20 protein-coding genes are annotated in these 22303 nt (G+C 63.9%); 8 read left to right on the top strand and 12 right to left on the bottom strand.

Annotation, left to right across the window (positions count from 1 at the left end; genetic code table 11):
• Positions 1-56 precede the first annotated feature (56 nt).
• Positions 57-770: an HAD family hydrolase gene (locus tag EC912_RS05495; RefSeq protein WP_132142141.1), complete on the bottom strand. Its 714-nt coding sequence runs from the start codon at positions 768-770 to the stop codon at positions 57-59.
• 72 nt (positions 771-842) lie between these two features.
• On the opposite strand from EC912_RS05495, the gene EC912_RS05490 reads away from it, so the two are divergent.
• The gene (locus EC912_RS05490) at positions 843-1031 is read left to right on the top strand and encodes a CPXCG motif-containing cysteine-rich protein (RefSeq protein ID WP_132142140.1); all 189 of its coding nucleotides are present in this window, start codon (positions 843-845) and stop codon (positions 1029-1031) included.
• 100 nt (positions 1032-1131) lie between these two features.
• Here EC912_RS05490 and EC912_RS05485 read toward each other — a convergent pair whose 3' ends face one another.
• The 9 genes from EC912_RS05485 to EC912_RS05445 form a co-directional block, all read right to left on the bottom strand.
• A complete protein-coding gene (locus EC912_RS05485; protein WP_132142139.1) occupies positions 1132-2445 on the bottom strand; it encodes a carbohydrate porin in 1314 nt (437 codons plus the stop codon).
• Between the two features lie 104 nt (positions 2446-2549).
• Positions 2550-4079: a CoA-acylating methylmalonate-semialdehyde dehydrogenase gene (locus tag EC912_RS05480; RefSeq protein WP_132142138.1), complete on the bottom strand. Its 1530-nt coding sequence runs from the start codon at positions 4077-4079 to the stop codon at positions 2550-2552.
• Between the two features lie 5 nt (positions 4080-4084).
• The gene (iolB, locus tag EC912_RS05475; RefSeq protein WP_132142137.1) at positions 4085-4894 is read right to left on the bottom strand and encodes a 5-deoxy-glucuronate isomerase; all 810 of its coding nucleotides are present in this window, start codon (positions 4892-4894) and stop codon (positions 4085-4087) included.
• Complete coding sequence (iolE, locus tag EC912_RS05470; protein ID WP_132142136.1) at positions 4891-5790, bottom strand: myo-inosose-2 dehydratase; 900 nt, start codon at positions 5788-5790, stop codon at positions 4891-4893. Before iolE ends, iolB begins: the two co-directional genes overlap by 4 nt.
• Positions 5787-7667, bottom strand: a complete 1881-nt coding sequence (gene iolD, locus EC912_RS05465) for a 3D-(3,5/4)-trihydroxycyclohexane-1,2-dione acylhydrolase (decyclizing) (RefSeq protein ID WP_132142135.1) — start codon at positions 7665-7667, stop codon at positions 5787-5789. Before iolD ends, iolE begins: the two co-directional genes overlap by 4 nt.
• The gene (locus EC912_RS05460; RefSeq protein WP_132142134.1) at positions 7664-9634 is read right to left on the bottom strand and encodes a bifunctional 5-dehydro-2-deoxygluconokinase/5-dehydro-2-deoxyphosphogluconate aldolase; all 1971 of its coding nucleotides are present in this window, start codon (positions 9632-9634) and stop codon (positions 7664-7666) included. Before EC912_RS05460 ends, iolD begins: the two co-directional genes overlap by 4 nt.
• Positions 9635-9663: 29 nt before the next feature.
• Positions 9664-10452 carry an ATP-binding cassette domain-containing protein gene (locus tag EC912_RS05455; protein ID WP_132142133.1) on the bottom strand — a complete coding sequence of 263 codons (789 nt, stop codon included), beginning with the start codon at positions 10450-10452 and terminating at the stop codon, positions 9664-9666.
• 13 nt (positions 10453-10465) lie between these two features.
• Complete coding sequence (locus EC912_RS05450) at positions 10466-11626, bottom strand: ABC transporter permease (protein ID WP_165973519.1); 1161 nt, start codon at positions 11624-11626, stop codon at positions 10466-10468.
• 19 nt (positions 11627-11645) lie between these two features.
• Positions 11646-12677 (bottom strand): sugar ABC transporter substrate-binding protein, encoded by a 1032-nt coding sequence (locus tag EC912_RS05445; RefSeq protein ID WP_132142132.1) that lies wholly within the window; start codon positions 12675-12677, stop codon positions 11646-11648.
• 207 nt (positions 12678-12884) lie between these two features.
• Between EC912_RS05445 and EC912_RS05440 the strand changes: the two genes are divergently transcribed.
• The 5 genes from EC912_RS05440 to EC912_RS05420 all read left to right on the top strand — a co-directional run bounded on the left by EC912_RS05440 (position 12885) and on the right by EC912_RS05420 (position 17639).
• Positions 12885-13751, top strand: a complete 867-nt coding sequence (locus EC912_RS05440) for a MurR/RpiR family transcriptional regulator (RefSeq protein WP_132142131.1) — start codon at positions 12885-12887, stop codon at positions 13749-13751.
• Entirely contained in the window at positions 13744-14736 is a 993-nt protein-coding gene (iolG, locus tag EC912_RS05435; protein ID WP_132142130.1) for an inositol 2-dehydrogenase, read from the top strand. Before EC912_RS05440 ends, iolG begins: the two co-directional genes overlap by 8 nt.
• A gap of 13 nt (positions 14737-14749) precedes the next feature.
• On the top strand, positions 14750-15769 hold the full coding sequence (locus EC912_RS05430) for a Gfo/Idh/MocA family oxidoreductase (protein ID WP_132142129.1): 1020 nt from the start codon (positions 14750-14752) through the stop codon (positions 15767-15769).
• A gap of 217 nt (positions 15770-15986) precedes the next feature.
• Positions 15987-17213: an MFS transporter gene (locus EC912_RS05425; RefSeq protein WP_132142128.1), complete on the top strand. Its 1227-nt coding sequence runs from the start codon at positions 15987-15989 to the stop codon at positions 17211-17213.
• A 33-nt stretch (positions 17214-17246) separates the two neighbouring features.
• On the top strand, positions 17247-17639 hold the full coding sequence (locus EC912_RS05420) for a hypothetical protein (protein WP_132142127.1): 393 nt from the start codon (positions 17247-17249) through the stop codon (positions 17637-17639).
• On the opposite strand, the gene EC912_RS05415 is transcribed toward EC912_RS05420, so the two are convergent.
• Together EC912_RS05415 and cls are read right to left on the bottom strand one after the other, a co-directional pair.
• On the bottom strand, positions 17636-18406 hold the full coding sequence (locus EC912_RS05415) for a prolyl oligopeptidase family serine peptidase (protein ID WP_243649164.1): 771 nt from the start codon (positions 18404-18406) through the stop codon (positions 17636-17638). The two genes, EC912_RS05420 and EC912_RS05415, sit on opposite strands and share 4 nt — an antisense overlap.
• Before the next feature lie 75 nt (positions 18407-18481).
• Positions 18482-19903: a cardiolipin synthase gene (cls, locus tag EC912_RS05410; RefSeq protein ID WP_132142126.1), complete on the bottom strand. Its 1422-nt coding sequence runs from the start codon at positions 19901-19903 to the stop codon at positions 18482-18484.
• A gap of 139 nt (positions 19904-20042) precedes the next feature.
• Between cls and EC912_RS05405 the strand changes: the two genes are divergently transcribed.
• Together EC912_RS05405 and EC912_RS05400 are read left to right on the top strand one after the other, a co-directional pair.
• Complete coding sequence (locus EC912_RS05405) at positions 20043-21233, top strand: MFS transporter (protein WP_132142125.1); 1191 nt, start codon at positions 20043-20045, stop codon at positions 21231-21233.
• A gap of 49 nt (positions 21234-21282) precedes the next feature.
• Positions 21283-22296 carry a zinc-binding alcohol dehydrogenase family protein gene (locus tag EC912_RS05400; protein ID WP_132142124.1) on the top strand — a complete coding sequence of 338 codons (1014 nt, stop codon included), beginning with the start codon at positions 21283-21285 and terminating at the stop codon, positions 22294-22296.
• The last annotated feature ends 7 nt before the right edge of the window (positions 22297-22303 follow it).

Genomic DNA, 22303 nt, shown 5'->3' with positions numbered 1-22303 from the left:
CCGCAGGTGAGCGTGGAGTGAAGAGTCGCCGGTAAGACGCGAAGAAGATGTCGTCGTTAACGTTCGGACGTGGCGTGCATCGTGGCGACCGCGTCGGGAATGCCTTCGGCACCGGCCACCTCGATCACCCGCTCGTTCACCGCGAAATCGGTTTCCGTCTCGTGCGCCCAGGTGCTGTGATACGGCATATAGATACCCCAGCCGCCAAGGGCGACCACCGGCGCGATATCCGAGCGCAGCGAATTGCCGACCATGGCGAAACGTTCCGGGGCGATGTCGAATTCGCGAAAAACGCGCGCATACGCCGCTGGGTTTTTCTCGGACACGATTTCGATCCGGTGGAACAGGTCGGCCAGTCCGCAGCGTGCGACCTTGTACTCCTGATGGAACAGATCGCCCTTCGTGATGAGCACGATGCGATGGGTACGCGCCACGGTTTCCACCGCGTCGCGAATGCCGGGCAGCAGCTCGACCGGGTGACTCAGCACGTCTTTGCCGAGCTTCACGATGCGATGGATATCCGCCGCGCCGATGCGGCCATTGGTCAGTTCGATGGCCGATTCGATCATCGAAAGGGTCATGCCTTTCGCGCCGTAGCCGAACAGGGAAAGATTGCCGCGCTCGGTGGCCAGCAGCGCATCGAGCAGGCCGGCATCGGCCAGATCGATGTAATTGGCCAGAATTCTCTCGAATTCCGCCTGCGCATGGTCGTAATAGCCCTGGCTATGCCAGAGGGTGTCGTCGCCGTCGAAACCGACCAGGTCGATCATGGCGGTGCTCCGCTTGGAATCCGGTGGAAGCCGCGTAGCATAACGGGCGAGACTCCCCCGGAGGAACGACCCATGACCGATTTCGTCAACATCCACTGCCCGTATTGTGGCGAATCCATCGAGATCGTCGTGGACGCCTCGGCTGGCGATCAGATCTATGTCGAGGATTGCCAGGTGTGCTGCCGCCCGATCGATGTCCGGGTAACGGTAGGCGATGACGAGGAAGTTTTCGTCACGGTATCCGGCGAAAACGACGCCTGAGTGCACGCACGCTCTTGTAGGAGCGCTCTTGTGCGCTCCTGCACAAGCAAAAAAACGGCCCGGGTGTGCCGGGCCGTTTCGTTCTTCCATGTCGCTTCTATCAGAACGTAACGCTGGTCTTCAGACCGAGGACGAACGCATTGCTGTTCTGGCTGGTGCCGCCCGGATGCAGGATGTACTGCAGGTTCGGACGAAGATTGATCGACGCGATCGGCGACCAGTTGTAGAACACTTCCGCGACGTACTCGTAACCGTCGTTGACCACGGTCGCCTGGTCCGGATGCGTTTCGTTGAACAGGCGCTGATAGTCGCCCCTGCGTCCGTTCGCGTGCGTTGCACCCAGCGCTGCGCCGACGAAATCGTTCGGGCGATCGAAGATGCCCTTGTATTCCATGCCCAGCGCGATCTGGCCATCGGTGGCCGAGGTGTCGCGATCCGCCTGCGAGATGTTCAGGAACACCGTGGTGCCCTTGCCGCCCGCTACACCCGAGACCTGCTGCTCGAAGTTGATGTAACCGCCATAACGCGAGTCGCGCTGGAGCGGCTTGCCGCCGGTCAAGGCAATCGGTTCGCGGTTGACGTCGAGGTACAGATCGTTGCCCTTGGACGTGTTGTACCAGCCGCCGATCTTGTAGCTGCCGGGCAGGCCGCCGACCGATGGCGTCCAGCCGAACTCAAGCGGAATCAGTGCGCCGGTGGTGCCGCCCGGATTGTTGAGCTTCCAGCCGTTCTTGCGCGCGTAGCGATCGTCGACGTATTTCGGATTGACCTGATACGCACCGATCTGGATGTAGGTCTGCTCGGTCGTATTGAGCTTCACGATCGTGGCCCACTGGCTGGTCGGCCAGTTCACCCAGTAATCGCCGACGATATTGCCGGGCTGCGCGCCGCAGAACGTCAGGTTCTGGAAGTCGCAGGAGAACGCGGCGAAATCGCTACCGACAGGTAGACGTCCGAATTTCCAGTCGAGCTTGCCGTCGAAGAATTTCTGTTCGATCGAGAATTCGGTGAGATGCCAGGTCTGGCCGCGGCCGTAGACTTCCTGGATCAGCTGGTTGTTGCCGATGTGGGCGTCGGCACCGAGATTGCGACCGTTACGGTCGGTAACCATGATGCGGAAGGTGGCGCCCTTCCAACCCCAGAGCTTGTCGAGATCGAGCGTGGACCCGAGTTTCCACTGATCCGTATAGCGGGTCAGATGGCTCGTGCCGCCGGTGAAGTTGTGCGCCACTTCGCTACCGTAGCCGAGGTCGAAGGTGATGCCTTCGTCCGCGAGACGGGTTCGCGTTCCATTCCAGTCGCCGAACAGATATTTGTCCGACGCGTCCTGCGCGCTTGCATGGCCGGCCAAACCAAGACCCAGGCAGGCGAGCAACGCCGTACTCAGTGGCCGCATTAGTTTGTTGGTGAGCATGAAACGTTCTCCCTGAAAGTGACGCAATGTACGTGGTGGTTGTTGGTTTTCAATTTGTAGCGATCCTTGCGCAGTGCATTCCCCCTGCGTACAGCGGCGCTATCTTAATGCGTCGGCATAGCGAACTCCGCACCCGTGCTTTCATCGTGGTTCAGCCAACGCTGGGTTACGGCTTTCTGACGCGTATAAAAACGCACCGATTCGGGGCCGTGGGCATGGTGGTCGCCCATCAGGCTTTTCTTCCAACCTCCGAAACTGTGAAACGCCATCGGTACAGGAATTGGCACGTTGATGCCGATCATTCCGACCTGCACACGATGGGCAAATTCGCGCGCGACCTGTCCATCTCGCGTGAAGATCGATGTTCCGTTGCCGTATTCATGATCGTCCACGAGTTTCAACGCGGATGCGAAGTCGCGCACACGAACGACACACAGGACGGGTCCGAATATTTCCTCGCGATAGATCCGCATGGACGGTGTGACGCGATCGAACAGCGTTCCGCCTACGAAAAATCCCTGCTCGCAGCCGGCTACCTGGTATCCGCGGCCGTCCACGACGAGTTCGGCGCCGCTCTGTACGCCGTCGTCGATGTAGCCTGTGATGCGGTCTTTGTGCTGGCTGGTGACGACGGGGCCCATCTCCACGCTTTCGTCCAGGCCGCTGCCGATGCGCAGGGCGCGAACGCGGGGTGCGAGCCTTTCCACCAGGGCATCGGCGGTGGCTTCGCCGACGGCTACGGCGACCGAAATGGCCATGCAGCGCTCGCCTGCCGCGCCGTATCCGGCGCCCATGAGCGCGTCGGCGGTCTTGTCGAGGTCGGCATCGGGCATAACGATCATATGATTCTTCGCCCCACCCAGGGCTTGTACGCGTTTGCCCTGCGCGCTGCCGCGCGAATAAATGTACTCGGCGATAGGCGTCGAACCGACGAAGCTCACCGCGCGTACCAGCGGATGATCCAGCAGCGCGTCGACGGCGGTCTTGTCGCCTTGTACGACGTTGAACACGCCGTCGGGAAGGCCCGCCTCTTTAAGTAATTTCGCAAGTTCCAACGAAAGCGACGGGTCGCGCTCCGACGGCTTCAGTACGAATGTATTGCCGCAGGCGATGGCCATGGGGAACATCCACATGGGTACCATCGCGGGGAAATTGAATGGCGTGATGCCCGCGCAGACGCCCAGCGCCTGACGCATCGTCCATGCGTCGATCCCATTGGCGATCTGCTCGGTGTACTCGCCCTTGAGCAGTTCGGGGATACCGCATGCGTACTCGACCACTTCGAGCCCGCGCACGATCTCGCCCTTCGCATCGGAAAGCACCTTGCCGTGTTCGTGCACGACGATGCGTGCGAGTTTGTCCATGTCGCGTTCGATCAGGTCCTTGAACCGGAACATCACGCGCGCACGCTTCAGCGGAGGCGTTTGCGACCACGCGTGGAAGGCTTCGTTAGCCGCACGCACGGCAACGTCGACATCGTCGGCGGAGGCGAGGGCGACCTCCGCGGCGATCTCGCCACGGGCCGGGTCGTAGACGGGTGCGGAGCGCGCGGCGCTGCCGGCATAGGGCTTGCCGGCGATGTAGTGGCCGATGCGGGGAAGGGTGGCGCTACGTTCGGAAATCTGGGCGGACATGTCGTTCAACTCCGGGAAACTGGTGCGAGCATCCATTCGTGGGCGGGGTCGTTGCGGAAGTGCCATTCGCGGCGCGGTCCGGCCATGACATTCAGGTAATAGCCGCGATAGCCGTGCGGCATCACCACGGGGTGATAACCGCGGGGAACCATCACGACGTCGTGATCGCCGACGGCCATCGATTCGTCGATGTCGCGCTCGTCGGTGTATACGCGCTGGAACGCAAAACCTTGCGGTGGATCGATGCGGTGGTAGTAGGTTTCCTCGAGTACGCTTTCTTCGGGAAGCGCATCGGTGTCGTGTTTGTGCGGCGGATAACTCGACGAGTGGCCCGCGGGCGTGACGACTTCGACGACGAGCAGCGATTCGGCGTCTTCGGTCTCAGGGAGAATGTCGCAGACGTAACGCGTGTTGCTGCCGGTGCCGCGCGCCGAGCGCTTCATGGTTTGCGGCTCGATCAGTCGCGCCGGGAAACGACCCGTCGCGGGCGCGCTGGCCAGCGCAAGTTCGACGTCGTCGTACGCGGTGACGCGGCAGACCGACGACGGTGGCGCGTACACGGCGGTAGGCGAACGATCGTCGAAGACGCTCCCACGGCCGCCAAGGTTGCGCCATGTCGAATCGCCGACGGCGATGTCGACGGTTCCCGTGAGTACGACCAGGCAGCCTTCGCGGTCCGCGGGAAGGGCGATATCCACGCTCTGTCCCGCGACGAGGCGCCGCGCGACGAAGCCGACGTGCTTCCAGTGCGCGCTCTCGGGCGTCACGGTGACGATGCTTTCGCCTTCACGCAGGGCTTTGACGAGCAGGCTCATGCGGCTTCCCCGAGCGAAGCGCGGTCGAGCAGGCCGCGCAGGGTGCGATAGCCCTTGTCGGCATATTCGTAGCTCGGTGCGACCGAAGGGTCCTGTTCCGCTTCGACGACCAGCCAGCCTTCGTAGCCATGCTCTTTCAGCCGGGCGACGATCGCGGCGAAGTCGATGACGCCGTCGCCCGGCACGGTGAAGACGCCATTGAGGACGGACTCGAGGAAGGTCCACTGGCGATTGCGCGCGAGGCGGATGAGGTCGGGGCGGACGTCCTTGCAGTGCACGTGACAGATGCGGTCGATGTGCTGGTTCAGCACGGTCAGCGGATGGCCGCCACCGAAATAGGTATGCCCGCTGTCGAACAGCAGTCCGACCTCGTCGCCGGTGTTCGCCATCAGTTGTGCGATGTCGTCGGGCGATTCGACATAGGCGCCCATATGGTGATGGTAGGCGAGGCGTACGCCGTGCTTCAGCGTGTGCCGCGCGAATTCGGTGATCCGTTCGCCGTAACGCTTCCACTCGTCGGCACTGTGGAAGCGTGGGCGCTTGTACAGCGGAACGGGTTCGCCCTGAATGGCGTGGGCGACCTCGCCGTAGACCATGACCTTGCAATCGTTCTCCGCCAGCAGGCGAAGATGCTTGTCGACGGCAATTATTTCATCGCGGGCTTCGCGCGCGGCCACCCTGCCGGAGTACCAGCCGGATACCACGGCCAGGCCGTAGCCGGCCATCAGGTCGCGCAGCGCCTTCGGGTCCTTGGGAAACTTGTTGCCCAGTTCGAAGCCTTCGTAACCGATGGTCCTGCCCTCGCTCAATGCTGTCGATAGAGGGATCTCGCCGCCGAGCGAGGGCAGGTCGTCGTTGCTCCAGGAAATGGGATTGATACCGATACGGATGGTCATGCTTTCACCTGGCCGTTGCGGGCCTTCAATGCGGATTCATAGGACGCGCGCGCATCGTGCACGGCGTCGCGCATCGAGACTTCCGGCACCGCGACTTCCCACCACGTTCCGCCTTCGTCAGTGGTGCGCGCGGGGTCGGTGTCGATGCAGATGAGATAGGTGCGGTCCGCCGCGCGTGCGCGATGCATCGCGGCTTCCAGGCCGGCGATATCGGCCACATGCTCGGCAATGGCGCCAAGCGCGCGTGCATGCGCGGCGAAGTCGATGACCGGTGCGCCGTGCGGACCTTGCAGGCAATCGTCGAGAAGATTGTTGAACGGCGCGCCGCCACAGGCCTGTTGCAGACGATTGATGCAACCGTAACCGCGGTTATCGAGCACGACGATGATGAGCTTCGCATCGAGCATCACCGATGTGGCGATTTCCGAATTCATCATGAGATAGCTGCCGTCGCCGAGCATGACGATGACCTCGCGGTCCGGCCGGGCCATCTTCACGCCAAGGCCGCCGGCGATCTCGTAGCCCATGCACGAATAGCCGTATTCCATGTGGTAGCCGCCCGGTGTTTCGGTGCGCCACAGTTTTTCGAGTTCGGCCGGTAGCGTGCCGGCGGCGCAGACCACGATGTCCTTCGTTGTCGATGCCGCCGACGAACGCTGCACGGCACCGATGATCTCGCCGTCGTACGGCAGGCGGCCGTCGGGCGGCGTGCGTGCGTCGACGATCCGGTCCACCACGTCCCGCCACGCCTGGCCGGCATCGCGCGAGCGAGACGTCCAGCGATCGGGTGCGCGGTAGCTGTCGAGTTGTGCGGACAGCGCATCCAGGGCAAGTGTCGCGTCGGCCACGATATCGAGACCTTCGCCTTTCAGCGCGTCGTACCCGTTCACGTTGATGCTGAGGATCGGCACGTGGGCGAACAGCGAGCGCGAACCGGTCGTGAAGTCTTGCAGACGCGTGCCCACGGCGATGATCCGGTCGGCCTCGGCAAGCAGCGCATTGGCGGCGGACGAGCCACTGACGCCCGCCGGACCGAGCTGCAGGGGATGGTTCCACGGCAACGCGCCTTTGCCCGCCTGCGTTTCGCAGACGGGAATGCCGTGGCGTTCGGCGAAGTCGCGCAAGGCGAGGCTGGCACGGCCGTACAGCACGCCACCGCCCGCCACGATGACGGGGCGTTCGGCGGCGCGGATCGCTTCGGCGGCGCGTTCCACATCGTCGTTCGCGGGCGGTGCCGTACGGAAACGGACCTCGCGCGGTTCGAAGAACGACACCGGATAGTCGTATGCCTGGGTCTGCACGTCCTGCGGCAGGGCCAGTGTCACCGGGCCGCAGAGCGCGGCGTCGGTGAGTACCCGGATCGCGCGGGGCAGCGCCGTAAGCAATTGCTCCGGCGCGACGATGCGGTCGAAATAACGCGACACCGGACGGAAGCAGTCGTTGACGGAAACGGTCCCATCCTGGAAGTCCTCCAGTTGCTGCAACACGGGATCGGGCGCGCGCGACACGAAGATATCGCCGGGCAGCAGCAGAACTGGCAGCCGGTTCACGTGGGCGAGCGCGGCGGCGGTGACGAGATTGGTCGCACCCGGGCCGATCGAACTGGTGACCGCCATCATGCGGCGGCGCATGTGGCTCTTCGCATACGCGATCGCGGCATGCGCCATGCCCTGTTCGTTATGGGCACGATACGTGGGGAGGCTGTCCCGGTGCGCATGCAGCGCCTCGCCGATTCCCGCCACGTTGCCGTGTCCGAAGATCGCGAACACGCCGCCGAACAACGGCACCAGTTCGCCGGTGTCGTCGTCGCGCGTGCGCAGGGCGGCGATATAGCGGATCAGGGCCTGCGCGCAGGTCAGTCGTACGGTATCGCTCATGCGGCGTATCCCGCCTTGGCGGCAACGGCGTGCGGATGCCGGATAGCGCGCCACAGACCGATCATGTGCTCGAAGGCTTCGCGTGCCCGGGCCACCAGCATCGCGTCGTCGATCTCATGGCGCAGCCACGCCGAAGCGGGGTCGACGAACAGGGTCCGGCCGACGGCGAAGCCACGGCAGGTTCGGCTGGCCGCTGCGGCGGCGAAGCCTTCGGCGAGGGTTTCCACCGGTGCGTTGAGTCCCAGCAGGAGGACGCCGCGGCAGTAAGGATCGCGTTCTTCGATAAGCGCGTCGACGGCTTCCCATGCATCTTTCTGCGGCGGACAGAGCTTCCACCAGTCGGGGCGGATGCCGAGGTTGTAGATGCGTTTCATCGAGCGAAGGACACGCTCGTCGCGTTCCGCCGCTTCGTAGGTGCCCGGGGGAATGACTTCCAGCAGCAGTTCGTGACCGCTGACGCGCACCGCGTCGTACAGCGAACGCAACTGCGTTTCCTGTTCCACGCGATGCGCCGGCTCCGCGTCGGGATCGAATGCGACGAGGCACTTCACCACGTGTTCCTTCGGCCATGACACGAGCTGTGTGCCGATCGAGCGGCCGCGTTCGAATTCCAGTGGATTGGAACCCGGCACTTCGACCGGACGGCCGATCCACCAGCCACGGCCGGTGGCGGCATTGAGTGCATCCTGGCCGTAACGGTCGTCGGCCAGCAGGCCGATGTGTCCCTGCAGATGGTTATGCCGTTCGGTGGCCGCGACCGCGTCGACCAGCAGGCGCTTGAGCAGCGGAATGCGCGATTCGTCCGCGCCACAGTCGCGCGCCAGCTCGAAGAACGGTACGCGATGGTCGAACGCAAACACGTGCAGATCGTCCCATGCGGTGCGCGGCACGCTGGTGCGGTGCAGATGTGCGAGCTGGTCGTCCCGATCCGGATGCGCGATGCCGCCTTCGCGGCCGAGGAACGCATCGAGTTCGGCACGGCTGGGCATGGCCGGCGCGCAGCCGTGCCGCGATACCACGATCGCGCCGCAGGCATTGGCGAACGCACAGCTGCGCTCGATCGTTTCACCGTTCAGCCAGCCGGTGAGGAAGCCCGAAAGGAATGCATCGCCCGCGCCAAGTACGTTCAACACGTCGACCCGTGCGCCGCGATACGTCGGGGCATCGTCGAGCGAGGCGGGAACCGGACCTTCGACGACGCTGCAACCCAGCGGGCCGCGCTTCACGATCAGCGTGGCGGCGCTGACGCCGCGCACGGCACGCAGCGCGGCGAGCAGGTCGTCGCTGCCGCCCGCGATATGGAATTCTTCTTCCGTGCCGACAATCACATCGAAGTCGGGAAGAATCGCCTGGAGATGGCGTGTTACGTGATCGGCCGCGACGAAACGGGTTTCGCCGTTACCGCGTCCGGTCAGGCCCCACAGGACGGGGCGGTAGTCGATATCGAGAACGGTGCGGACGTCGTGCTTGCGCGCGAATGCCACGGCACGCGAACTGGCGGCATGCACGCCCGGCTCGGAGTAGTGCGTGCCCGTGACGACGAGCGCGCGGCTGCGGGCGATGAAGTCTTCGTCGATGTCGTCGGCCGCGAGCGCCATATCGGCGCAGTTCTCGCGATAGAACAGCAGCGGGAAGGTCTCGCGGTCCTTGATGCCGAGGATCGCCAGCGCGGTCAACCGGTCGGGATCGACGCGGACCTGGCTGATGTCGCAGCCTTCGGACTGAAGCGATGCGGTGAGGAAGCGACCCATGTGGTCGTCCCCCACGCGCGACAGCATCGCGGACGTCAGGCCGAGGCGCGCCGTACCGAAGGCCATGTTGGCCGACGAGCCGCCGAGATACTTGGCGAAGCTGGTGACGTCTTCGAGACGCGCGCCGATCTGTTGCGCGTAAAGGTCGACGGCGAGCCGGCCCAGGCAGACGACATCGATGGGGCGAGAGGGGGATCGCGGTGGGGGATTGAACATGGGGATCTCTTCCGTGGAGGGACGCGCGGTCAGGCCGCGCGTCCTTCGAGTTCGTCGACGAGGCTCTGGATCTCGGTGCCGCCGGCCATCATTTCGAGCACGGCTTCCTTCGTGATGTCGCTCTTGGCGAAGGAACCCATCGACTGGCCGCGATTGAGCAGCGTGAAACTGTCGGCGATGGGGTAGGCGTGGTGCACGTTATGCGTAATGAAGATGATCGAGATGCCGCGCTTGCGCGCTTTGTGGATCAGCTTGAGCACGTTGGCCGACTGCTTCACGCCCAGCGCGGCCGTGGGTTCGTCGAGGATGAGGACTTTCGCCCCGAAATGGATGGCGCGGGCGATGGCCAGACACTGGCGTTCGCCACCGGACATGGTGCCGACCGGCTGGCCGGCATCGCGTACGTTGATGCCCATCTCCGAGAGCTTCTCGCGTGCGACTTCGTTGGCGTAACTCATATCGATGACGGGAATGACGCCGAAGAGCTTGCGCCGCGGTTCGCGCCCGGCGAAGAAATTGCGCGCCACGCTCATCAGCGGCACCAGCGCCAGGTCCTGATATACCGTGGCGATCCCGCGGTCGAGCGCTTCGCGCGGCGAAGAAAACTTCACCGACTCGCCTTCCACGCGATAGTCGCCGGTGCTCGGGCGGTGCACGCCCGCCAGGGTCTTGATGAGTGTCGACTTGCCCGCGCCGTTGTCGCCGAGCAGGCAGTGCACTTCGCCGCGGCGCAGGCGCAGGGTGACGTCCTGCAGCGCGATGACGGTACCGAAGTATTTGCTGACGTTGTCGAGTTCGAGGATGTATTCGCTGGCCATGACGTCGTCGCTCCTACTTATTAGCCGTGGCACGGCTGCGGATGTAGTGGTTGAACAGCACCGCCAGCAGCAACATGCCGCCCAGGAAGACGCGATACCAGTCCGAGTCGATGTTCGTGTACGAGATGCCGATCTGGACGACGCCGAAGATCACGGCGCCGAAGCACGCGCCGAGCACGGAACCGAATCCGCCGGTGAGCAACGTACCGCCGATGACGACCGCGATGATGGCTTCGAATTCTTTCTGCAAACCGCGATCCGCGGCGGCGGAGCCGACGTCGGACACCTGCAGCACACCGAACAGGCAGGCGCAGAAGGCGGTGAGGACGAAGAGGGAAATCTTCACGCGACGCACGGGGACGCCGACATTCTTGGCAGCGTTGGAGTCGCCGCCGACGAGGAAGATCCAGTTGCCGAAGCGCGTACGCGCCAGCACGAATCCGGCGCCGATCGCGAGCAGGAGCCACCACACCAGCACCTTGGGCAAGCCGCCGACGACCGGCTCGCCGCTGGGCAACTTGTCGATCAGTCCCATGCCGGCCAGCCCGCTGAATACCCAGTGTCCCGTGGTGCCCTGGAAGAGGGCAGCGATGACCGGGTCGCTGCCGATCTTGTCGCCCACGCCGCTGACGATCGTGCTGTTGGCGAAATGCGTCGACAGCACCAGCGTCAATCCGCGCAGGATGAACATGAAGGCGAGCGTGACGATGAACGACGGCAGCTTCGTACGGACGACGAGGTACCCGTTAAGGGCACCAAGCGCCATGGAACCGGCAAAAGCGAACAGCACCGAAGCCCAGACCGGCCAGCCGAGATACATCGGCGGTACCGCGACCATGACACCGGCGAATCCGATCATCGAACCCATCGAAAGATCGAATTCGCCGGCGATCATCAGCAGGCAGGCACCTACCGCGATGATGCCGAGGTACGCGGCGACCTGGGACCAGTTGATGATGCCATCCAGCGCGAACATGCCCGAGTCGCCGGCAAAGATGCCGAACAGTGCGAACACCAGCACGGTGCCCGCGATAGAACCCAGGTCCGGACGGTCGAGCAGGATCTTCCACAGGGAAAGGCGACGGACGCGTTCGTCGTCGGGGGCGGCTTTTTCCGGCGCGGGTGCGCGGCTCCTGTCGATCATGGCGGTAACGTTCTCGTTGATGACACTCATGGATATGTTCTCCGACCGATCAGCGGTACTGACCGGCGTACTTCTCGACAGTGGCGACGTTGTCCTTGGTGACGAAGGCGGGGCCCGAGCTGACGCCGGTCGCGCTATACACAGGCTTGAGGTCGTATTCCTTCAGACGCGCCTGGAACTTCGGATTGGCTTTCAGCGCCGCGATGATCTTCGCCGGATCGTTGGTCTTCTGGTCGTGGGCGATGACGAGTGCCGCGATGCCCATATAGCCCTGCAGATACGGCTGCTGGTCGATCGCGAAGGTGACGGTGCCGTGCTTGATGCCCTGGATGATCGCGGGCGAAAGATCGAACGTGGCGAAGTAGGTTTTGCCGCTCAGGCCCATCTTTTCCAGTACCTGGATGGTCGGCTCGGCGGCGTTGGGGCCTAGTGCGAGTACAGCCTGTGTCTTCGGGTTATTGCGCAGATAGGCGTTGACCTTGCTGGCGACGACGGTGGGATCCATGCCGCTGTCGATCATCGACTTGCGCATGTCGGCACCGATGGCGTCCGCGAAACCCTGGCAGCGTTGGAACGACGCCTGGTTCGTCGCGTAGTGGTTCACGCAGACGAATGACGTGATGCCCGCGGCCTTCGCACGTTCGCCCGCGGCTTTGCCGGCGTCGTATTCGGGCTGGCCGATATGCATGATGGCGCCGAGCTTCTTGCTTTCCTCGGCGGTGCCCGAGTTGATCGTCACGACCGGAATGCCCTTGGCGGTGACGCGCGCGGCGGATTTCTGCAACACGTTGAAATCGGCGATATCGAAGGCAACGCCGCTGTAATTGCGCGCCGCGGCCTGTTCGAGCAGGCGGGCCATATCGGAAAGATCGCCGTTCGGCGGATTGCGGTAGTCGACTTCGACACCGAAGTCTTCGCTGGCCTGCCTGATCGAGTTCTTGATGGTGTTCCACCACGAATCCGAATCGGCGGCGTGGGTGACCAGGACGTAGCGGTCGCCGGGTGCCGCGCTGACCGCGGAGGATGCGACGCCGAAGATAAGGGCTGCCGCCGACAGGGCGTAGAACGTGTTGAATCGCATAGTGCCTCCACGGTTCACCGGCCGATTAAGGCCGTCGGGTGAGTGTCGTTGCGACGCGGTCCGTGTTGCCGACCGCTGTGTTGAGTTCGGATATCAGCATAGGCACGCCTTTCGGGCTCTTGCAACTTGCATTGCACAATAAAAAGAAATGGAAAAAACATTCCACCGCGTGTTTCAATGCGTCGCTGGTGGGATGGAGAACGAAGAATGGCCAAGCGCAGCGACGTGGATGTCCTGATGGAGCGCATCGGGGCTGAGTTCGAGGCATTGCCGCGCCAGTTGCAGGGCGTGGCGCGGTATCTCGAGGAGCACCGGACCAGCATCATGGTCCAGCGGGTCAATGAGATTGCGGAAGGGTGCGGCGTTCACGCCTCGGCCGTGGTCCGCTTCGCCCAGCGTTTCGGCTATTCGGGCTTTACCGAGATGCAGGCGGTGTTCCGCGACGCCTATACCGAACAGGCCGCGCCGGCGCGCAGCTACCAGCAGCGCATCCGCAGCGTGATCAAGGGCCGTCCGGACAAGCTCCCCGCCGTCGAGATCGCGTCGCGCTTCATCGAAGCCAGCAAGGCGGGCCTGGACGAACTGTCCGCCGAGCTGGACGAGACACGCTTCCAGGCCGCGGTCGACATGCTTTCGGCGGCCGAAAATATTTACGTGGTCGGCGTGCGCCGGTCCTTCGCCATCGCGACATATATCGCTTACGCACTGCAGCACACCACGAAGCATGTGCATCTGGTCAGCGGTCTGGGTGGCATGTATCGCGAACAATTGCGCAGCATCGGCAAGGGCGACGCGATGATCGCGATCAGCTTTCCGCCGTACGGCAAGGAAACGCTTTACGCGATGCGCGTCGCGCAGCAGCACAAGGCCAATGTGCTGGCGATTACGGAGAGCGATCTTGGCCCGCTCGGCCGCCATGCGAGCGTCGTGCTCAAGGTGAAGGAAGGCAGCGCGTTCGCCTTCCGCGGACTCACCAGCACCATCTGTCTCTGCCAGGCGCTGTTCGTCGCGCTGGCCTACAAACTCGAATTGACTGTCGAAGAAACCCTATCCCGAGGAGAATACGATGATTGAAGTAGCCGTTTTCGGTGCCGGACGCATCGGTAAAATTCACGCCGGCAACGTCGCTCGCCACCCGCAGGCGCATCTGCGCTACGTGGTGGACGTCAACGAGGCAGCGGCACGCGAACTGGCGGATCTGCACGGCGCCGAAGTGGCCAGTGTCGACCAGGTCATGAACGATAAGTCGATCGGCGCCGTCGTCATCGGCTCCAGCACCGATACGCACGCCGATCTGATGCAGCGCGCCGCCGCCGCGGGCAAGGCCATATTCTGCGAAAAGCCGGTCGATCTCGATCTCGAGCGCGCGCGTGCATGCGCCGCGGCGGTCGAGAAGGCGGGCGTCGTCTGCATGATCGGTTTCCAGCGACGTTTCGATCCCACGTTCTCGGCACTGAAGAGCCGGTTGGTCGCGGGTGAAGTCGGTACGCCCGAAGTGCTGATCGTCACCAGCCGCGATCCTGGCGCTCCACCGGTCAGCTACATCAAATCGTCCGGCGGCATCTTCAAGGACATGCTGATCCACGATTTCGACATCTTCCGCTGGATTCTCGACGACGAAGCCGTGAGCATCCATGCGGCCGGTAGCTGTCTCAGCGATCCGGCCATCGCGGAAGCCGGCGACATCGACACCACGGCGGTCACGATCCGCACGCGCAGCGGCCGTATCTGCCAGATCAACACGTCGCGCCGCGCCGCTTACGGATACGACCAGCGCTTCGAAGTGCTGGGCAGTGGCGGCATGTTGCAGGCCGGGCACGTGAAGCCGACCGAGGTGATCGCCTTTACCGGCAAAGCCATCAGCACGGACTTGCCCGAGCATTTCTTCCTGCAGCGTTATCGCGAGGCATATGCGCTGGAGATCGCGCATTTCTTCGATGCGCTGACCGATGGATCGCCTGTACGCACGACCATTGCCGACGGCATCAAGGCGCTGGAACTTGCGGAACTGGCGGCGCGTTCCTGGCGCGAAGGCCGCGCCCTCGAATGTTCGGTCTGAGGCGGAGACAGCCATGAGCAAGCAAACGCTGCGCATCGGCCTGGCGGGCCTGGGCAGGCTTGGCCGCCGCTACGCGGAAAACCTCGCGCGTGCGGTGCCGCGCGCGGAGCTGGTGGCGGTATCCAGCCCGGTGGAAGCCGAACGTGCCTGGGCCAGCGAGGCATTGGGCGATGTGAGGGTGTACGACAGCTTCGAAGCGATGCTTGCCGACGAGGCCATCGATGCGGTTTTTCTCGTCACGCCGACTTCGTTGCACGCCACGCAGATCGAGCAGGCGCTGGATGCCGGCAAGCACGTGTTCTGCGAGAAGCCGCTTTCGCTGGACCTGGACGACTGCCGCCGCGTCGCGAAACATGCGGCGAAGAGCGCGTCGCGTGCGATGGTCGGTTTCGTGCGCCGTTTCGACGAGAGTTACCGGCATGCCGCGCGCCACATCGAGGCAGGCGGTATCGGTCGACCCTTCATGGTCTATTCGCAGACCACCGACCTGGCCGATCCGAGCGGTGCGTTTCTGGAATTCGCGCCGACCAGTGGCGGTATTTTTCTCGATTGCAGCGTGCACGATATCGATCTCGCGCGCTGGTTGCTGGGTCGGCCCGTTGCGAAGCGCGTGTACTCGACGGGAACGGTGGCGATGTATCCGCCGCTCGAAGCGTTGGGCGATGTCGACAACGGCGTGGCGATCTGCGAATTCGCGGACGGCCGGATGGCGATGTTCTACGCCTCGCGCACGCAGGCGCACGGTCACGACACGCATACCGATGTGGTGGGCACGGCCGGGAAGGTGAGCATCGGACGCAATCCGCGTGCGGATCGCGTGGAGATTTCCGATGCCGCGGGCGTGCGGAATACCGTTGTGCCGTCGTTCTACGAACGCTTCGCACCGGCATTCGTGACGCAGGCCAGGCATTTCGTCGATGCCGTGCTGGACGAGACACCGTTCGAGCTGACTATCGACGATGCGGTGGAGGCGACGCGGATTGCCGTGGCGTTGCGGGAGTCGTTGCGTAGCGGGCAGCCGGTGGATTTGTAGGTTCGAGAGAGATTGCCATGACGCATCCCCGCTTCGTAGGCTTTCGCGCGCAGGCGCGCTCCCACAGAGATCAAGTGCGCGCCAGCTCTCTGTGGGAGCGCGCCTGCGCGCGAAAGCCTACGAAGCGATAAAGCGGCATCCGCAGCGATGCTGCGACGCAGCAGGGTCGCAGCGACTGGCCTATAATTACGGAGTCCCCGCGCCAAAAGACCCTCCCATGTCCCCCTCCGCGCTCCCCGATCTGGTCCCCCATCGCGGCCGGCGTTTCGCCGTTACCGCGCGCATCCTGTCCGCCGTCGTTTTCTCCTTCGTCTGCTATCTCAACATCGGCATCCCGCTCGCGGTGATTCCAGGTTTCGTGCATCTGGATCTTGGCTACGCCACGGTCTGGGCCGGGCTGGCGGTGAGCGTGCAATATCTTGCGACCCTGCTCAGCCGACCGCACGCCGGTCGCTGGGCCGATGTCGTCGGGCCGAAGAAAACGGTCTGTTTCGGTCTGGGTGCGCTGGCGCTGAGTGGCGTATTCCTCGTCGGTTGCGCACTGGCGCAATCGCTACCCGCCGCATCGCTGGCCCTGCTGCTGTGCAGCCGGCTGGCGCTCGGTTTCGCGGAAAGCTGGGTCAGCACAGGGTCCATCACCTGGGGCATCGGCGGCATCGGCGGCGAACATACGGCGCGAGTCATTTCCTGGAACGGCATCGCCACTTACGGCGGTATCGCGCTCGGTGCGCCGCTGGGCGTCACGCTGGCGCGCGATTACGGTGTGATATCGCTGGGCGTCCTGACCTTCGCTCTCGGCGCGCTGGCATTGCCGTTCGCGATGTGGAAGCGCAAGGTCGCGCCGTCGGCGGGCGAACGTCTGCCGTTCCGCAGCGTGCTGGCGCGTGTGCTTCCCTATGGCGCCGGTCTGGCACTGGGTTCGATCGGCTTCGGCGTACTGTCGACCTTCGTCGCGCTGTACTACACCAGTCGCCAGTGGCCCGATGCGGCGCTGTCGCTATCCGTCTTCGGCGGCTGCTTCATCGGCATTCGCCTGATCTTCGGCAACGCCATCAACCGCTTCGGCGGCTATCGCGTGGCCGTGATTTCCCTGCTCGTCGAATGCGTCGGTCTGGTGCTGCTCTGGCAGGCCGCCACGCCGATGGCGGCACTGATCGGCGCAGCCATGACCGGTTCGGGCTTCGCGCTGGTGTTCCCCGCGCTGGGCGTCGAAGCGGTAGGACGTGTCAGCACGCATAACCGCGGTGCGGCGCTGGGCGCCTATTCGGTGTTCCTGGATGTGGCGCTTGGCCTGACCGGACCGATCGGTGGCTGGGTCGCGGGACATTACGACTATCCCGCGATTTTCCTGCTCGCCAGCGGCTGCTCCGTCGCCGCCGCGCTGCTCGCCGGGTCTCTTTACCTGCGTTTCGGACGCTCCGCCGGTATGGCGCGACAGGCATAATGGACGCTTGCCTCAGCCGCTAAGAGTTCATGAATGCCGTACGACAGGTCGTGGATGGGGTATGGAATGGTCGGCGCGTTGCAGGCTGGCGCCATCGCGCTGGCCGTCGGCATCGCGATGTATGTGCTGATACACGCCTATGGTAAGCGAAACGGCTGGCATCACGGCCAGGAGCTGGCCATCTCGGTGATCCTCGCGTTCGTCCTCGCCGGCGGGCAGGACATATGGAACCTCTTTTATTTCAACGTCGCGCCGCTCCAGTCGCTGGCGCTGCTCCGTCTGAAGCTGGCCGCCGTGCACGATCCGGACGCCATCGGCCTGCGCACCTTCTTCGATTTCACCGGCGCGTTGGTCGGTGTCGCCATCGGCTGGGCGATGTTCTCCGGTGGGCTGCGTGACGCGCTAAACGGCGTGCGCAAGTCCTAAGGCGTCGTGTGCGAGAACATCCACGGCCATAGTTCGGTCGTGGCGTATGCCTTCTCCCACGAGCCGTGATTGACTCCCGGAAACTCGGTGTAACGCACTTCGCTGTTACGCGCCTTCAGCGCCGCATTCATTTGACGCGACTGTTCGGGCGGCACGACGTTGTCGTCGGCACCGTGGAAGATCCATACCGGCAGGCCGTGCACTTTCTCCGCCACGATCGCGAAGGGATCGCCGTCTTTCGCAATGCCGCGCACATACAGCGCGCGCGCTTCGGTGAGCGGCGTGATGCCGCCGCAGATAATCGCGGCTGCCGCGAACGTGCCGGGGTGATCGGCGGCTAGCTGCCACGATCCGAAGCCGCCCATCGACAGACCGGTCAGATAGAGACGATGCCGGTCGCCATGGAATTCCTTGACGCTGCGGTCCAGCGCTTTCATCGCGGCGTCTGCGATCTGTGGATCGTTCCATTCGCTGTCGTCGGGTGCCTGCGGTATGACGACGACGGCCGGAAAGTCCATGTGCTGTTTCAGCCACGGCGGCAGGCCCTGGCTCATCTGCTTCTGGTTATCCGAACCGCGCTCGCCGCTGCCATGAAGGAAAAGCACGACGGGATGCTTCTTTTCTTTCGCGTTGTCCGCGGGAACGAATACCTGGTAACGGAACGGTTTGCCGTCGACGTCGAACTGGCGGGAAACGAAATGGGCGGGAGCGGCGTGGGCAGCGGTGGTGAGTACCATGGCGGTGGCCAGCAGTAGGGTGCGGATCATGGGGGTTCTCTTCGACCTGTTGGGGGTCTATCTGAGATGAGTAACGCGTTTCAGGCAAGTGGGGAATGCCGTCCCTCAAAGCACCGGATCGAACATCCGTGCCACTTGCAGCGCGACCCGCTTCAGATACGGCAGCCGTCGGTATTCCTCCGGATTCACTTCATCGGCGTTCGCAAAATCCTCCGTCAGCATTTTCTCGACCTCGGCGGCGAATGCCTCGTCGACATTCAGCGATGCGATTTCGAAGTTCAGCCGGAACGAGCGGTTGTCCAGATTCATGCTGCCCACGACCGCGGTGTCGGAGTCGATCAGCATCACCTTCTGGTGAATGAAGCCCGGGCGATAGCGGAATACCCTCACGCCGCAGAGCGTGGCCTCGTGCGCGTACAGCGTCGATGCCATGAACACGGTACGGTGGTCGGGACGGCAGGGAATGAGGACGCGCACGTCGACGCCACGAAACGCCGCCAGGCGTAGCGCGCTGAACACCGACTGGTCGGGTACGAAATAGGGCGTGGTGATCCATACGCGTTCGCGCGCGGCGTGAATGGCCTGGGTGAAGAACAGCGAGCAGCTTTCCTGCCGGTCGGCCGGACCGGTGGCGACGATCATCGTCTGCGCATTGCCGCAGTGTTCGTGCGGCGGCCGGAAGGGCGGCTGCTCGCCGGTCACCCAGTCCCAGTCTTCGGCGAACGAACGGTACAGGTCGGCGACGGCAGGGCCTTCGATGCGGATATGGGTGTCGCGCCACGGCGCGAGGGGCGGCTTGAGACCGAGGTATTCGTCGCCGGCGTTCAGGCCGCCGACAAAGCCGCAGTAACCGTCCACGACCAGCACTTTCCGGTGATTCCGGAAATTGAGCTGGAAGCGGTTGCGCCAGCGTCGCGTCGCGAAAGGATGGACCTGGACGCCACTTTCGCGCAGCCGCGCGACGTAATGACGGGGAAGGTCGTGGCTGCCGATGCTGTCGTAGAGCACGCATACCGGGATGCCGGCGGCGGCACGTTCGAGCAACGCTGTCTGCAGCCGCCGGCCCAGCTCGTCGTCGTGGATGATGAAGAATTGCAGCAGTACGTAGTGCTCGGCACGGGCAATCGCTTCGAACATCGAGGCGAAGGCGGCCTCGCCATCGATCAGAAGCGTGAGGGCATGGCCACCGTGCATGCCTGTCTTGAGCATGTTGCCGATGGCGGAATAACGCTCGTCGTTCGCTACGGCATGGCGCTTCAGATAAGCGCCGCGATCAGGCCATTCCGTCCCGTTGCACAGCACGAAACGCCGTTCCTGCCGTTGCCGGTGAAGGTCCACGTAGCCGGAGAAATGACTCTCGCCCAGGAACAGATAAGGCACCAGCGTCACGTAGGGCAGCAACACCAGACCCAGCGCCCAGGCGAACGCACCCTGGGCCGTGCGGGCGTGCATGACCGCATGCATCGCGGCAAGAACGCCCGCTGCGTGCAGGCCAAGCGCGGCAAAGGCAATGATCGTCAGCCACATGCGGGCACGTTCCTGTGTCGGTCTGAGGGGCTGGGTAATGCCATTTTCAACAATCCGGCAAGAGTGTTTGTTCGTTATCGTGCTATGTGCAAGAGCCGGCGGGGCGGAAAATGCCCGCTCGCCAACCCGAGCCTATCGTATGAACGCCCACGCGTCCCGCCTTCCCCTGCTGGCACTGGCGATAGCCGCCTTTGCCATCGGTACCACCGAGTTCGTCATCATGGGCCTGCTGCCCGAGGTGGCGCGCGATCTCGGCGTCGATATTCCCGCCGCGGGACTTCTCGTCTCCGGCTATGCGCTTGGCGTGGCCATCGGCGCCCCGTTGCTCGCCGCCGCCACCGCGAAGATGGAGCGCAAGCGCGCGCTGTTGCTGCTGCTCGGCGTCTTCATTCTGGGCAATGCGCTGTGCGCCGTGGCGCCCACGTACAACATGCTGATGGTCGCTCGCGTCGTCGCGGCGTTCTGTCACGGTTCGTTCTTCGGTATCGGCGCGGTCGTCGCCGCCCATCTGGTCCCGGCCAATCAGCGCGCCCGGGCTATTTCGCTGATGTTCGCGGGACTGACCCTGGCGAACGTGCTCGGCGTTCCCTTCGGCACCATCCTCGGTCAGTGGGCCGGCTGGCGCTCGACGTTCTGGGCCGTGACCGCGCTGGGCGTGATCGCCGCGGTGGCTGTCGTTCGTTTCGTTCCTTCGCTGCCGAACCTGAAAGCGCCGCACATGGGGCGCGAGATGCGCGTCATGCGCGAGCCGCAGGTGTTGATGGCATTGCTGATGACCGTACTCGGCTTCGGCGGCGTGTTCACCGTGTTCACCTATATCGCGCCGATTCTGCAGGAGCAGGCCGGCATCAGCGCGCATGCCACCGGTGCGGTGCTGGTCCTGTTCGGTCTGGGTACCACTATTGGCAACATGCTGGGCGGCCGTCTCGCCGACTGGCGCCTGATGCCTTCGCTGGCCGCCATCCTCGCGGTGCTTGCCGTGGTGATGGTGATCTTTGCCTGGACCATGCACAACACGCTGGCCGCCATCGTCACCGTCTTCGTCTGGGGCATCGTTTCCTTCGCGACCGTCGCTCCGCTGCAACTGCGCGTCGTCCATGTGTCGGGCGATGCACCCAATCTGGCCTCGACGATGAACATCGCCGCCTTCAATCTCGGCAATGCCGCTGGCGCATGGATCGGCGGTATGGTCATCGCGGGCGGCTATGGCCTGCCTGCCGTGAGTCTTGCAGGCGCCGCCGTCGCGGTGGCCGGGCTCCTCGTAACGCTGGGCAGCGCGGCCATCGATCGCCGCCACACTCGCGCTACCGTCGCAACCGAATGCGCATGATGCATTATCCGCCAAGACCTTATTCCCCCTGCCTTCCCGGAGCTGATGCATGAAAGCCGTTGCCTATCGCAAGCCGCTGTCCATCGATCGCGAGGACAGCCTGATCGACGTCGAACTGCCCGAGCCCGTGGCGCAGGGGCGCGACCTGCTGGTCCGTGTCGAAGCCATCTCGGTCAATCCGGTCGACACGAAAGTCCGTCAGCGCATGGATCCCGAAGGCGCCGACAAGGTGCTCGGATGGGACGTCGCCGGTACCGTCGTAGCGACAGGTGCCGAAGTCACGTTGTTCAGGAAAGGCGATACGGTGTTCTATGCCGGCGCGATCGACCGGCCGGGCGCGAACAGCGAACTGCATGTCGTCGACGAGCGCATCGTGGGCCGCAAGCCGTCGACACTCGGCTTCGCCGAAGCCGCCGCGATGCCGCTGACATCGCTGACGGCATGGGAGCTGCTGTTCGATCGCCTGGGCGTCGCGCCCGGCACCCAGGGCAAGGCCGGCACATTGCTGATCGTCGGGGCGGCCGGTGGCGTCGGCTCCATGGCCGTGCAGTTCGCTCGCCGGCTCACCGGTCTCACGGTCATCGGCACGGCATCGCGTGCGGAAACGCGCGACTGGGTCACGCAGCTAGGCGCGCATCACGTCGTCGACCACAGCAAGCCGCTCGGCGACGAAGTGCGCGCCGTGGCGCCGGAAGGCGTCGACTACGTCATGAGCCTCACTCATACCGAAAAGCACTATGCCGCGCTGGTCGACCTGCTGAAACCGCAGGGCAAGCTCGGTCTCATCGACGATCCCGCCGAACCGCTCGACATCACCGCACTGAAGCGCAAGAGCATCTCGCTGCATTGGGAGTCGATGTTTACTCGTTCGCTGTTCAGGACCGAGGACATGATCCGGCAGCACAAGATCCTCAACGAAGTTGCCGATCTCGTCGACGCGGGTGTTTTGCGCAGCACCATGCGCGAGAACTTCGGAAAAATCGATGCCGCGAATCTGCGCAGGGCGCATGCGCTTCTGGAGAGTTCTGGTGCGATCGGCAAGGTGGTGCTGGAAGGGTTCTGAAAGTTCG

Source organism: Luteibacter rhizovicinus, assembly GCF_004342265.1.
Classification (GTDB): Bacteria; Pseudomonadota; Gammaproteobacteria; order Xanthomonadales; family Rhodanobacteraceae; genus Luteibacter; species Luteibacter rhizovicinus_B.
The sequence above is the reverse complement of the archived record's forward strand: the minus strand, read 5'-3'. Positions and strand labels throughout refer to the sequence as shown.